The sequence below is a fragment of the Enterobacter sp. 186315 genome (genome assembly GCF_053290175.1).
The window spans coordinates 1-13,455 of sequence record NZ_JBPTTK010000032.1; the positions used below are offsets into that span (position 1 = coordinate 1).

General features: G+C 52.3%; 10 protein-coding genes. 8 read left to right on the forward strand and 2 right to left on the reverse strand.

What is annotated here, in order from left to right; all coding sequences use genetic code 11:
- Positions 1 to 105: 105 nt before the first annotated feature.
- A complete protein-coding gene (yghU, locus tag ACSVHP_RS21750) occupies positions 106 to 975 on the reverse strand; it encodes a glutathione-dependent disulfide-bond oxidoreductase (protein ID WP_234675001.1) in 870 nt (289 codons plus the stop codon).
- A gap of 245 nt (positions 976 to 1,220) precedes the next feature.
- Here yghU and ACSVHP_RS21755 point away from each other — a divergent pair, with 245 nt between their 5' ends.
- Genes ACSVHP_RS21755 through ACSVHP_RS21775 form a run of 5 tightly spaced genes read left to right on the forward strand, consistent with a single transcriptional unit; the run spans position 1,221 to position 6,626 of the window.
- A complete protein-coding gene (locus ACSVHP_RS21755; RefSeq protein WP_447552929.1) occupies positions 1,221 to 2,810 on the forward strand; it encodes an ABC transporter substrate-binding protein in 1,590 nt (529 codons plus the stop codon).
- Positions 2,811 to 2,868: 58 nt separating this feature from the next.
- On the forward strand, positions 2,869 to 3,822 hold the full coding sequence (locus ACSVHP_RS21760; RefSeq protein ID WP_447552930.1) for an ABC transporter permease: 954 nt from the start codon (positions 2,869 to 2,871) through the stop codon (positions 3,820 to 3,822).
- A gap of 5 nt (positions 3,823 to 3,827) precedes the next feature.
- Positions 3,828 to 4,673: an ABC transporter permease gene (locus ACSVHP_RS21765; RefSeq protein ID WP_447552931.1), complete on the forward strand. Its 846-nt coding sequence runs from the start codon at positions 3,828 to 3,830 to the stop codon at positions 4,671 to 4,673.
- The gene (locus ACSVHP_RS21770) at positions 4,666 to 5,643 is read left to right on the forward strand and encodes an ABC transporter ATP-binding protein (protein WP_447552932.1); all 978 of its coding nucleotides are present in this window, start codon (positions 4,666 to 4,668) and stop codon (positions 5,641 to 5,643) included. Before ACSVHP_RS21765 ends, ACSVHP_RS21770 begins: the two co-directional genes overlap by 8 nt.
- Complete coding sequence (locus ACSVHP_RS21775) at positions 5,640 to 6,626, forward strand: ABC transporter ATP-binding protein (RefSeq protein WP_447552933.1); 987 nt, start codon at positions 5,640 to 5,642, stop codon at positions 6,624 to 6,626. Before ACSVHP_RS21770 ends, ACSVHP_RS21775 begins: the two co-directional genes overlap by 4 nt.
- Before the next feature lie 240 nt (positions 6,627 to 6,866).
- On the opposite strand, the gene ACSVHP_RS21780 is transcribed toward ACSVHP_RS21775, so the two are convergent.
- Positions 6,867 to 8,390 carry an HD domain-containing protein gene (locus ACSVHP_RS21780; RefSeq protein ID WP_447552934.1) on the reverse strand — a complete coding sequence of 508 codons (1,524 nt, stop codon included), beginning with the start codon at positions 8,388 to 8,390 and terminating at the stop codon, positions 6,867 to 6,869.
- Between the two features lie 533 nt (positions 8,391 to 8,923).
- Between ACSVHP_RS21780 and gss the strand changes: the two genes are divergently transcribed.
- From gss to tssC, 3 genes are all read left to right on the forward strand, one after another.
- On the forward strand, positions 8,924 to 10,786 hold the full coding sequence (gene gss / locus ACSVHP_RS21785; protein ID WP_447552935.1) for a bifunctional glutathionylspermidine amidase/synthase: 1,863 nt from the start codon (positions 8,924 to 8,926) through the stop codon (positions 10,784 to 10,786).
- A 587-nt stretch (positions 10,787 to 11,373) separates the two neighbouring features.
- Complete coding sequence (gene tssB / locus ACSVHP_RS21790; protein ID WP_234675008.1) at positions 11,374 to 11,871, forward strand: type VI secretion system contractile sheath small subunit; 498 nt, start codon at positions 11,374 to 11,376, stop codon at positions 11,869 to 11,871.
- Between the two features lie 31 nt (positions 11,872 to 11,902).
- Complete coding sequence (tssC, locus tag ACSVHP_RS21795; RefSeq protein WP_447552936.1) at positions 11,903 to 13,450, forward strand: type VI secretion system contractile sheath large subunit; 1,548 nt, start codon at positions 11,903 to 11,905, stop codon at positions 13,448 to 13,450.
- Positions 13,451 to 13,455: the final 5 nt, after the last annotated feature.

A 13,455-nucleotide genomic window follows, 5' to 3' on the forward strand; every position in this document is an offset into this window, starting at 1 on the left:
CATGCGCCTCGCCCCGGCCTTACGGAAACGCTTCGGCGATTTACAGCCGGACCAGGGTGCCCGTGGCTGGCATTCGAATCGCTGTAACAGCCCCAACTGCTTACATTAAGCCTGCCGCTTATCTTCCGTATTCGTATCAAAATCACTCGCCGCATGGCGCTCGTGAAGCTGCTCGTTCAGCTCCCCGTTAGTGCGATTCACAATACGACCACGCTTCACCGCCGGACGGTTCGCCACGTCCTTCGCCCAGCGCTGCACGTTGGTGTACTTCTCTGCGTCCAGGAACTCTGCGGCGTTATACACGCTGCCGAGCGCCACGCCGCCAAACCACGGCCACACCGCCATATCCGCGATAGTGTACTCCTCACCTGCCACGTAACGACCGCGCGCCAGCTGCTTATCCAGCACGTCGAACAGGCGCTTCGCTTCCATAGTGAAACGGTCAATCGCGTACTCAATTTTCACCGGAGCATAGTTATAGAAGTGACCAAAACCGCCGCCGAGGAAAGGCGCAGCCCCCTGTAACCAGAACAGCCAGTTCAGGGTTTCGGTGCGGCCAGCCGGATCTTTTGGCAGGAAGTGACCAAATTTCTCGGCCAGATACAGCAGGATACTGCCGGATTCAAATACGCGCGTTGGCGGGGTCGTGGAACGATCAACAAGCGCTGGTATTTTCGAGTTAGGGTTTACTTCAACAAAGCCGCTGGAGAACTGATCGCCCTCGCCGATGCGAATCAGCCATGCGTCGTACTCTGCGCCCGTTACGCCGAGCGCCAGCAGCTCTTCGAGCATTATGGTGACTTTTTGACCGTTAGGCGTTCCCAGCGAATAAAGCTGCAACGGATGCGAACCAACGGGCAGTTCCTTCTCATGCGTTGCGCCGGAGATCGGGCGATTGATATTGGCGAACGCGCCGCCGCCGTTCTTTTTCCATTCCCACACTTTAGGTGGCTGATACGTGTTGTTATCTGACATGTAAACCTGCCTTTTACGTGATGTGTTGAGGGCAGTGTAGCAGGAGATTTGTGAATGGTTTAACGAACTGAGCGCAATAAACTCGCGCTATTCCTTCTGGCGCTTATATATATCAAAAGCGGTATAAGCTTAATCGAAAATCGCATTTTCATTGTTAATGCGTAAAAAGAGAAAGCTGAATATGATGCTTTAACATAAATAAAAGACGCAGCAGTAAATACTTTATCAGGCAAGGAGTTAGTGAGATGCGTAAGCTTCTGTTATCCGCAGTTGTAGTATCGCTCGCGTTAGGTCTGGCAGGCTGTGACGATGCGAAAAATAAAGAGACAGCCGGTGCGCCAGCGGCAAAAAACGACGCGCCGAAAGAGGGCGGTTCACTTATTATCGGTATCACCTCCGGCGACCCGTTAGCGGTGAATCCGCTCTACGCCAGCGACCGCACCACCTTAACTATCATGCAGGCGCTATACGCACCGCTTTATAGCTTTAATAACGGCAAAATCGAGTGGGGCCTGGCGGAAAGTCTGACCCCTTCCGCCGATAACCTGAGCTATACCTTGACCCTGAAACCGAATTTAAAATGGCAGGACGGCCAGCCGCTGACGGCGGACGACGTGGTCTTCACCTTCAATAAACTGCTGGATGCCAAACAGCACAGCTTCTTCCGCAGCATGTTCACCTACGGCAATAAGCCGGTACAGGTCAGTAAGGTCGACGATCGCACCGTTAAGTTCACGCTACCGCAGGTCAGCGCCGCCTTTACCGGAACCCTGGTGCAGATCTACCCAATCCCGCAGCACGTGTTCGCCAGTGAAGGCGATCTGGAAAAGAGCACCAAAAACGATGCGCCGGTAGGCTCCGGGCCGTTCAAATTTAAAGAGTATCGCGCCGGGCAATATTACGCTCTGACGCGTTTTGACGATTACTGGAACGGCAAAGCGAAGCTCGATTCCGTTACCTACCGTTTCGCCAAAGACAGCAACTCCGCCAACCTGGCGCTGCAAAACGGCGAAATCAACCTCAAGATGGTCGATCCGCAGGATGTATCGCGTCTGAAAAATACCGGTAAGTTCGACTTCGTGGTCTACCCGGAAGGGCGTCTGGCCTACATGACCTTCAACCAGAACGTGCCGGTGATGAAGAGCAAGGAGCTGCGTCAGGCCATTGCGTACGCCATCAATAAAGACGAGCTGACCCAGACCGCCTTTACCTCGCTCGACTACGCCAAACCGGCGACCTCGTTCCTGACGCCGGACACCCTCTACCAGACCGACGACGTGGAGCAGTACAAATTCGACCAGCAGAAAGCCAAAGATCTGCTTAAAGCCTCCGGCGCGCCGGAAAACCTCAAGCTGCGTCTGGCCTATGTGAATACCAACAAAACTCAGGAGAGCATGGCGCTCTATATTCAGCAGGCGCTGAAGGGGATTGGCGTGAACGTGGAGCTGATGCCGCTCGATTCCAACGCCATGTCCCAGCGCAGCCTCGACATGAACAACACCGCCTGGGAGCTGAACCTCGGCGGCTACATCATGGGTGCCGAGCCGGACGGCTATAAATCGCTGTTTATGAGCAACGAAGCCTACAACTACGCGCATTATAAGAACCCGCAGTTCGATGCCCTGTGGGATAAAGGGGCGGTGGAAACCGATGCCGCGAAGCGTGCCGATATTTACAAGCAAATTCAGCAGACCGTGGCAAACGACATGACCTACTACCCGATTGCCTACACCAACGCGACCGTCGCCGTGGATAAACGCTTCGGCGGCACCGAGGAAGCTGAGCCGAAGCCGGTTTACCTGTTCCAGGATCTCTCAAAAATCTATCAAAAATAAGCTGTTGCCCCGGTCATCTGGCCGGGGCTTTTTGCTGAAAAGCGTGTAAGGGCATGTCGTGAACACTTTACTCACGCGTCGGCTGCTGCAACTGCTGCCGATGCTTTTCTTTATTTCGCTGGTGGCGTTTTTACTGGTGAAGCTCGCGCCCGGCGATCCGGTTGCCGCGTACATCACGCCGCGCATGGCGCCGGAGGATATCGAGCGCATCCGCCAGAGCATGGGGCTGGATAAACCGCTGGTCACACAGTATCTGCTGTGGCTGAAAAACGTGTTGCAGGGCGATCTCGGCTATTCGCTGATCTACCACCGCCCGGTGCTGGAGATGATCGGCGAGCGCATTCCCGCCACGCTCGGGCTGATGGGCGCGTCGCTGCTGCTGGCGATCGTGCTGGCCATCCCGCTCGGCCTGCTGGCGGGCGCATTCAAACACCGCTGGCTGGATCATGTCCTGAACCTCTTCGCCTATATCGGCATTTCGGTGCCGATTTTCTGGTTCGGCATTCTGCTGATCACCGTTTTTGCCGTGCAGCTTAACTGGTTTCCGAGCATGGGGATGCGCACCATCGGCATGGAGGATAACGCGCTGGACGTGCTGCGCCACGGCGTATTGCCGTGCATCGCGCTGACCTTCTACAACCTTTCAAGCTACGTGCGTTATATCCGCTCTAATACCATCTCGCAGCTCTCGGCGGATTACGTTCAGACCCAGCTCGCGTATGGCGCAACACGTTCCGGCATTCTGTTCCGCCATGTGCTGAAAAACGTTCTGCTGCCCGTGATCACCCTGTTCGGCCTGTCGTTTGGCGAACTGGTGGTGGGGGCGTATGTGACGGAGAGCGTCTTCTCCTGGCCGGGGATGGGGCTGCTGGGGATCCAGTCGATTACCTCGCTGGACTACCCGCTGATCATGGCGATCATCATGCTTTCGTCGATGATGCTGATCGTTGGCAACCTGATCGCCGATTTACTCTATCGCTTCGCCGATCCCCGCATTCGTACACTGAGGTAGCCCGGATGAGCAGACGCTGGCAACAGGTTCGTCTCCAGCTGCGCCGCAACCGTCCGGCGCAGTTCGCTTTACTGGTTCTTTTTATTTTCGTGGTCGCCGCGCTCTGTGCGGGACTGAGTCCTTACGATCCGGATCGGATGGCGCTCGGCGCCCGCACCCTGCCGCCGGATGCCGCGCACTGGTTCGGCACCGATGAGTACGGGCGGGATTACTTCACCCGCGCGCTGTACGGCGGGCAGATCTCGCTGATGGTCGGCTTTCTGGCGATGATCTTCTCGACGCTGATTGGCACGGTGGTCGGGACGGTGAGCGGCTACTTTGGCGGCTGGCTGGATAACCTGATGATGCGCGCCGTCGATATCCTGATGGCGATCCCCGCCTTTTTCCTGCTTTTGGTGGTGAACGCCTACCTCAAGCCCGGCGTGGACAACATCATTCTGATCATCAGCCTGCTGACGTGGATGAATATGTCGCGCCTGGTGCGGGCCGAAACGCTTACCGTGAAAGAGCGCGAGTATGTGCTCTACGCCCGCGCGTCGGGGGAACATCCGCTGCGCATTATCGCGCGCCATATTATTCCCGGCGTGCTGCCGACCATCATCGTTGCCGCCACGCTCAATATCGCCTCCGCCATTTTGATGGAGTCCACCCTGAGCTTTCTGGGGCTGGGCGTTCAGGCACCTGCCGCCTCATGGGGCAGTATGCTCAACAACGCGCAGTCGTATATCGGCGAAGCCTCGTGGCTGGCGATGTTCCCCGGCATCCTGATCCTGCTGACGGTGTTCAGCTTTAATGTGTTAGGCGACGTGTTCCGCACCGCCTTTGAGCCGGGAGCGAACCGCGATGCGTAATTTATTAGAACTCGACAATCTGCAAACCATCTTCCGCACCCGCGAGGGTAATGTCCACGCGGTGCGCGGCGTGAGCTTTCAGGTGCAGGCGGGGGAACTTGTCGGCATCGTCGGGGAGTCCGGCTGCGGGAAAAGCGTCACCTGTAAGTCGATCATTCAGCTTTTGGGCAGCAACGGGCAGATCGCCGGGGGCAGCATTCGTTTTCAGAACGACGATCTGGCGCAGAAGACCCCACAGCAGATGCGCGCCATTCGCGGCAACGAGATCGCGATGATTTTCCAGGATCCGATGACCGCCCTGAACCCGGTGTTAACCATCGGCAAGCAGATGTCTGAGATCCTGGTGCGTAATAAAAAGCTGTCGAAAAAGGCGGCCAAAGCGGCGTCGATTGCCATGCTGGAGCAGGTCGGCATTGCCGACGCCGACCGTCGCTACGGCCAGTACCCGCACGAGTTCAGCGGCGGGATGCGCCAGCGGGTGATGATCGCCATTGCGCTCTCCTGCAATCCGAAACTGCTGATTGCCGACGAGCCGACCACGGCGCTGGATGTGACCATTCAGGCGCAGATCCTGCGCCTGCTGAAAAGCCTGCAACAGCAGACCCAAACCGCGATTTTGCTCATCACCCACGATCTCGGGGTCGTCGCGCAGGTATGCAGCCGCGTGGTGGTGATGTACGGCGGGCTGGTGATGGAGGAGGGGAGTGTCGAGGACATTTTCTATCGCCCGGCGCATCCGTATACGCAGGGGCTGCTGGCGTCGCTGCCGCGCCCGAACGAGGTGAATCATCGCCTGTCGCCCATCGAGGGTTCGCCGCCAGGGTTACTTAACCCGCCGCCGGGGTGCCCTTTTGCCGAGCGTTGTCCAAAACGGATGGCCCAGTGTGAACGGCGTCCAGCATTTTATGCCATCGGAGAGGGCCATCGCGCCGCGTGCTGGCTATGGGCAGATAAGGAGATTCAGGCATGAGCGAGCAACAAAACCCCTTAGTGAGCGTGCGTGAACTGCGCAAACATTATCACCTGAACGCCGGGCTGCTGCGCAAAGGCGTGGCGGTGAAAGCGGTCGACGGCGTGAGTTTTGATATTCAGCGCGGCGAAACCTTTGGTCTGGTGGGGGAGTCGGGCTGCGGAAAATCGACCCTCGGGCGCGCCATTTTGCGCCTGTTTGATATTACCTCTGGCGAGATCCACTTTGACGGACAGGAGATCGCCCACGCCCGCGAAAAAGCGCTCAAGCCGCTGCGTAAACGGATGCAGGCGATTTTTCAGGATCCCTGGTCGTCGCTCAATCCCGGCATGACCGTACAGCAGCTGGTGGCCGAGCCGATGCAGATCCACGGCTACAGCCGCGAGGAGCAGCGGGAACGTACCGAAACGCTGCTCTACAAAGTGGGGCTTAAGCAGGAACATTTGCAGCGTTTTGCGCACGAGTTCAGCGGCGGGCAGCGCCAGCGCATCAGCATCGCGCGGGCGCTGTCGGTGCGCCCTGAGTTTGTGCTCTGCGATGAACCCCTGTCGGCGCTGGACGTGTCGGTGCAGGCGCAGGTGGTGAACATTTTGCAGGATCTCCAGCAGGAGCTGGGGCTGACCTATCTGTTTATCGCCCACGATCTGTCGATGGTGCGCCACATTTCAAGCCGTATCGGGGTAATGTATCTCGGCAAGCTGGTGGAAGTCGCGCCTGCCAACGAGCTGTATCAGCATCCGGCGCACCCGTACACCCGCGCGCTGCTGGCGTCGGTGCCGCAGCCCGATCCGCGCATTCGTCATCTGGAAGAGGCCACCCTGCGCGGAGACATTCCCGGCCCCACCTCCGTGCTGCCGGGCTGTAAATTCTGTAGCCGCTGCCCTCACGCGATGCCGGTATGTCACGCTGAGGAGCCCGCCATGCAGGAGATCGCGCCAGGGCATTTCGCGGCGTGCTGGTTGTTTAATGTTCAGGTTTTGTAGGCTGGATAAGGCATCGCCGTCATCCGGCGAAACCTCACCACTGTTTATGTTGGCCCTAATCCATACAACTAATCAGGGAAGGCGGATTTCAGAATCTTTATCAGCAACGAGTATTTAAGCCGTAAGTTGCTTATGGATGATTTGCTGAGGGATAAAGAGAGTGCTCTTTCGAAATATTTATCGCCATAACAAATAGAATTTGAAGGTGGCCCTGTTTGTAAGGGCCATCTTCAGTACTGTTTATTGTTGGGATAAATGTTTTTCAAGAATATCGTTTATGGTTGGAGGAAGATTGGTTTTTAATTCACTAAAATTTTTTACTTTTCTGTCAATGAAAATGCGAATTATATAATGGATAGCTTGGTATTGATTAAGTTTATAACCACACTCTACGAAATCTTTTGCATCATAACGATTGTAAAGAGTTTTAACTAAAAGCTTTACTTTAGTTTTTTCGATATCTTTGAATGCGACATCTGTTTGAATGTCAACAGCAAATTCATTTTTATTAAGCTTTGTGCTTAATATTTCATATAAATCATTCTTAATTGTCGTGATTAATTCTTTAGAAACCGAATTACTTAAGTCAGGATTTTTAGTGTAATGTTTTTTTTCATAGATTTTAGACCAAGGGCGCCTTTCAATTATATCATTAAGTAAGGTTTCATTTTGTTTTAATGTCTGAGATTTAACAATCCAGTCTGCTAATTTTTCATTGAGAAAGTGATCGTCACTACAGTTTAGATAAAAATCTGAAAGCAATTCTTCCGCGCTTTTTCTATGATGATTATCTTCCAACAGCTCGCCTAAAATCAAATTGGTTTTTGTAGCTGACTTCATGTTGTCACAGACAATGTTTAGCATTGATGAGATAGATCGATTGGTTTTATGAAAATAAACTTGCGAGAACAGACTGGAACGAGCACCAATAAATTCTACAATAGAATCTATACCACTCTCTTTGTAAGCAAGGAAAAGTTTTCCTTCAGATTCTACGGGTACGATGGACATAAATAATCTATTGTAATCATAGATTCCACTCTTTACTCCAGAAAAATAACTGTCTCTTAACAAATAATCCATCCGATCTGCGTCTATTGGGCAAGATGATATTATCGACGTTAATAAAGGCAGTATATCAATTTTATCTGATTTGATTTCGCATAAAATTTTTTGATCAACATAATCTTTTTCTATAATTTTTAGTACGTTATCAGTTTTTATATCTTTTAATAACTTTTGGTCAATATCATCAAAAATCATTGATGCAAAAATCAATGATATATGTTCATGCTCGACACGTTTACTGTCTTTATCTATAAGTTTGAATACCTCAGCGTATTTATTGCCAAGAAAATTCTGTAGTTCGCTTTTAGTTGGCATAAAACTTTCAAACTGATGAGACATAGGGCCATGACCAACATCATGGAGCAAAGCAGCAAGTCTCAATTCTTGAATACGATTTGAAGGGATCTCATCAATATGACAAAAAACATGGCCATCCTGATATTTATTATTATATCGGATGGCATTTAACCTTAGATTCTCAATTATCTCATATGATAGGTGAAGTACCCCTAGAGAGTGTTCGAATCTACTATGAACTGCGGAAGGAAAAATTTTGTATAAAAAAGAATTTTGTTTGATGTTTCTTAATCTTTGAAATAATGGATGATCAATGATCGCCATTTCTAAATTTGTGAGCCTTATGATTCCATGTATTGGGTCAAGTATTTTTCTAGTTAAATTTTTCTCAAAATCCATTATTAGCTCCTTAGGTGTTTATTGGTGTGTAGTATTGTCAATTATGCAAAACTGGAATTATATAATGCATTGATATTAAAGTTATTATTACCGCAGCGTGATTTTTTTTACCAAATGTAAAGATTAATTTTGAGAGGTAGATCAATATATTAAAGAAGATAATTTCAAAATATATCTTGTTTGATATTTTAGCTTCATGCATCAATCGTTCATAGTTTAAGTCATTTGCGAAAGAAGCTTATAAGGTGCTTTTATCGAACAACTTTTCAGAACTACTTTTTTCACTTACTCCCGGTCCCATCTCCGTGCTGCCGGGCTACAAATTCTGTAGCCGCTGCCCCACGCGATGCCGGTATGTCACGCTGAAGAGCCCGCCATGCAGGAGATCGCGCCCGGGCATTTCGCGGCGTGCTGGTTGTTTAAATAATCCGCCACGCAGGTGTATGATGAGTCCACCTCTGTCAGGTTAATTACAACGTGCAGACGACGACAACCTTACCAACATTGCCGCCTGCCGATTTTAGGTTGGATACATGCGTAAAGGACATTCAAGCAGTGACGCTCCGTTTGGGACGTTGTTAGGCTATGCGCCGGGTGGCGTGGCAATTTACTCTTCAAATTACGACAGCCTCGATCCGCGAAACTACCCGGAAGACGCGGAGTTCAGAAGCTACATAGGCAACGAATACATGGGCCACAAGTGGCAGTGCGTTGAGTTTGCCCGTCGTTTCCTGTTCCTCAACTACGGCGTGGTCTTTACCGACGTCGGCATGGCGTGGGAAATCTTCTCCCTGCGCTTTCTGCGCGAGGTGGTGAACGACAATATCCTGCCGTTACAGGCGTTTCCCAACGGTTCCAAACGCGCGCCGAAAGCCGGGGCGCTGCTGATCTGGCAAAAGGGCGGCGAGTTTCATGAAACCGGCCACGTGGCGGTGATCACTCAGCTTCTGGAGGATAAAGTCCGCATCGCCGAGCAGAATGTGATCCACTCCCCGCTGCCGCTCGGGCAGCAGTGGACGCGCGAGCTGCGCATGACCGTCAAGGACGGCGTCTATACGCTCCACGACACCTTCAGCGATACCGAGATTCTGGGCTGGATGATCCAGACCGACGACACGGAACACAGCATTCCGCAGCCGGAAATTGACGGCGAGCTGCTGAAAATCCGCGGTGCGCGGCTCAAAAATCAGCGTCAGTTCGACGGGAAGTGGCTCAACGAGAACGATGCCCTGCAAAAGGCCTACGTCCAGGCGAACGGCCACGTTATCAATAAAGATCCCTGCCAGTATTTCACCATCACCGAAAGCGCCGAGCAGGAGCTTATTAAAGCGACCAACGAACTGCACCTGATGTATCTGCACGCCACCGACAAGGTGCTGAAAGATGACAACTTACTGGCGCTGTTCGACATCCCTAAAATTCTCTGGCCGCGCCTGCGCCTTTCCTGGCAGTGGCGTCGTCACCATATGATCACCGGTCGTATGGACTTTTGTATGGATGAGCGCGGTATCAAGGTGTACGAATACAACGCCGACTCTGCCTCCTGTCATACCGAAGGCGGTCTGATCCTCGAAGAGTGGGTCAAAAACGGCTATCGCGGTCACGGCCACAACCCGGCGGAAGGGCTGCTGGAAGAGCTGGCCGGCGCGTGGCAGCACAGCCTCGCGCGTCCGTTCGTGCATATCATGCAGGACAACGATATCGAAGAGGACTATCACGCCCTGTTTATCCAGCGCTCGCTGATGCAGGCCGGGTTTGAAACCAAAATTCTGCACGGGCTGGGCGCGCTCAGCTGGGATCCTGCCGGGCAGCTTATCGACGATGAAGGCCGCCACGTAAACTGCGTGTGGAAAACCTGGGCCTGGGAAACGGCGATCGAGCAAATCCGCGAGGTGAGCGAAACCGAATACGCCGCCGTGCCGATCCGCACCGGGCATCCTGAGGGCGACGTGCGCCTGATTGACGTCCTGCTGCGCCCGGAAGTGCTGGTGTTCGAGCCGCTGTGGACGGTTATTCCGGGCAACAAGGCGATCCTCCCGGTGCTGTGGCAGCTTTTCCCGAACCACCGTTATCTGCTCGATACCGACTTTGAGGTCAACGCGCTGCTGAACCAGACCGGCTATGCGGTGAAGCCTATCGCCGGACGCTGCGGCAGCAACATCGACCTGATAAGCCCGCAGGAGGAGCTGCTGGATAAATCCAGCGGCAAGTTTGTCGACCGTAAAAACATCTACCAGCAGCTGTGGTGTCTGCCGAACGTTGATGGCAAGTATATTCAGGTATGCACCTTTACCGTCGGCGGCAACTATGGCGGCACCTGTCTGCGCGGGGATGATTCGCTGGTGATTAAAAAAGAGAGCGATATCGAACCGCTGATCGTTGAGAAAGGTCAGTAAGTTTATTGCGTTCCCCCCGGCGTGATTTCTCGCCGGGGCATACCCTTCCTTCCAGTATTTAAGTCTTAAACTGTTTTAGGACAAATGAACTGCCCGACAGTATCGTCATAACGCTTTTGTCGGTGCAGTCTGGATTAATAATGCTTTTCACATGTTTTTTCTGCTCAAGATAATAATTGTGAATGTATTTTGTCTGCATTCAATATTATTTTTTGGAGTGAAAATCCCTGCTGGCTGAATGAAATGCGTTATTTCATTCGGTTGGTATATGAATTTATCCTGTAAAATTCCCATGCTTATTCGGGTATTGTAAATATTGATTTATATCAATTTCTCTATGCTCTCAAGAAAATACGGATGTATTTTTAAATAATTTGCCATAACTGTTCGCCTCTTCACGAAATTGTGGTTTTTTCTCCTGCGCCCATCAGATTATTCTTCAGACAATTTAGTGGAAAATTCTTAAGAAATTACTTAAGCCAGACTAAAGATCTAATTATTTGATCGGGATTCATGTTTTGCCCTATTATCGCGTGTAAAGAAATAGGGTGTAAAAAGTTCTCATAGTGATAAAAAAGGGATTGTAAATGGCTGACAGCTTCCAGACTGAAGTGCCTAAGGCACGTATTAACCTCAAACTTGACCTGCATACCGGCGGGGCAAGCAAGAAAACTGAGTTACCCCTGAAGTTACTGGTTACCGGTGATTTCAGTCACGGGCAGGAAACGGAAACAATATCTGAACGCGAAAAGGTGAATATCAACAAAAATAACTTTGATAGCGTGCTTTCCGATTATTCCCCAAAAATCAACATCGCGGTTAAAAATACGCTGGCTGGCGATGGCAGTGAAGAGAACGTTTCTCTGGTATTCCAGGAAATGAAAGATTTCACGCCGGAGCAGGTTGCGCGTCAAATTCCACAGTTAAAAGCCATGCTTGCCATGCGCAATCTGCTTCGCGATTTAAAAGCGAATCTGCTGGATAACCAGGCTTTCCGAAAAGAGCTGGAAAAAATTCTGCTGGATCCTGCGCTGAGCGCAGAACTTCGCAGTGAATTGTCTGCCCTGGCACCAAAACAGGCCTAACCGGACGCGCTTTTAACGGATTAACTAAGGAATGCTCATGTCTGTACAAAATGAAAATGTTGCTGGCGGCGAAAGCCTGGTACTGGAACGCCCGGCAGCAGGCGGCGTGTACGCCTCTCTGTTTGAAAAAATCAACCTAAGCCCGGTCTCTGAGCTGAGCGCGCTGGATATCTGGCAGGACAGCCAGGCGATGGCGGACGCCACCGCTGACGAACGTCTGACCGCCGGGATGCAGGTGTTTCTTGAGTGCCTGATGAAAGCAGGCTCTAAAGTCGAAAAACTCGATAAGACCCTGATCGATCATCACATCGCCGAACTGGATTACCAGATCAGCCGCCAGCTGGATGCGGTTATGCATCACGAAGAGTTCCAGGCGGTGGAGTCCCTGTGGCGCGGCGTGAAGTCGCTGGTGGATAAAACCGATTTCCGCCAGAACGTGAAAATCGAGCTGCTGTCGATGTCCAAAGACGATCTGCGTCAGGACTTTGAAGACTGCCCGGAAGTGATCCAGAGCGGCCTGTACAAGCACACCTATATTGATGAATACGACACCCCGGGTGGCGAACCGATTGCCGCGCTGATCTCGGCGTACGAGTTTGACGCTTCTCCGCAGGACGTTGCGCTGCTGCGTAACATCTCTAAAGTCTCCGCTGCCGCGCATATGCCGTTTATCGGCTCCGCTGGCCCGAAATTCTTCCTGAAAGATTCCATGGAAGAGGTCGCGGCGATTAAAGACATCGGCAACTACTTCGATCGCGCCGAGTACATCAAGTGGAAATCCTTCCGCGATACCGACGATTCCCGTTATATCGGTCTGGTGATGCCGCGCGTGCTGGGCCGTCTGCCGTATGGCCCGGATACCGTGCCGGTGCGCAGCTTCAACTATGTCGAAGAGGTGAAAGGCCCGGATCACGATAAATATCTGTGGACCAACGCGACCTTCGCCTTTGCCGCCAACATGGTGCGCAGCTTTATCAAGAACGGCTGGTGCGTTCAGATCCGTGGCCCACAGGCGGGCGGTGCGGTTCAGGATCTGCCGATCCACCTCTATGACCTGGGCACCGGCAATCAGGTGAAAATCCCGTCAGAAGTGATGATCCCCGAAACGCGCGAGTTCGAGTTCGCTAACCTCGGTTTCATCCCGCTGTCCTACTACAAAAACCGCGATTACGCGTGCTTCTTCTCGGCGAACTCCACCCAGAAGCCAGCGCTGTACGACACCGCTGACGCCACGGCCAACAGCCGTATCAACGCGCGTCTGCCGTACATCTTCCTGCTGTCCCGTATCGCGCATTACCTGAAGCTGATCCAGCGTGAAAATATCGGCACGACCAAAGACCGCCGTCTGCTTGAGCTGGAGCTGAACACCTGGGTACGTAGCCTGGTCACCGAAATGACCGATCCGGGCGACGAGTTGCAGGCTTCTCACCCGCTGCGCGATGCCAAAGTGCTGGTGGAAGATATCGAGGACAACCCGGGCTTCTTCCGCGTCAAGCTGTACGCTATTCCGCACTTCCAGGTGGAAGGTATGGACGTCAACCTGTCGCTGGTTTCCCAGATGCCGAAGGCTAAAGCGTAATTAAG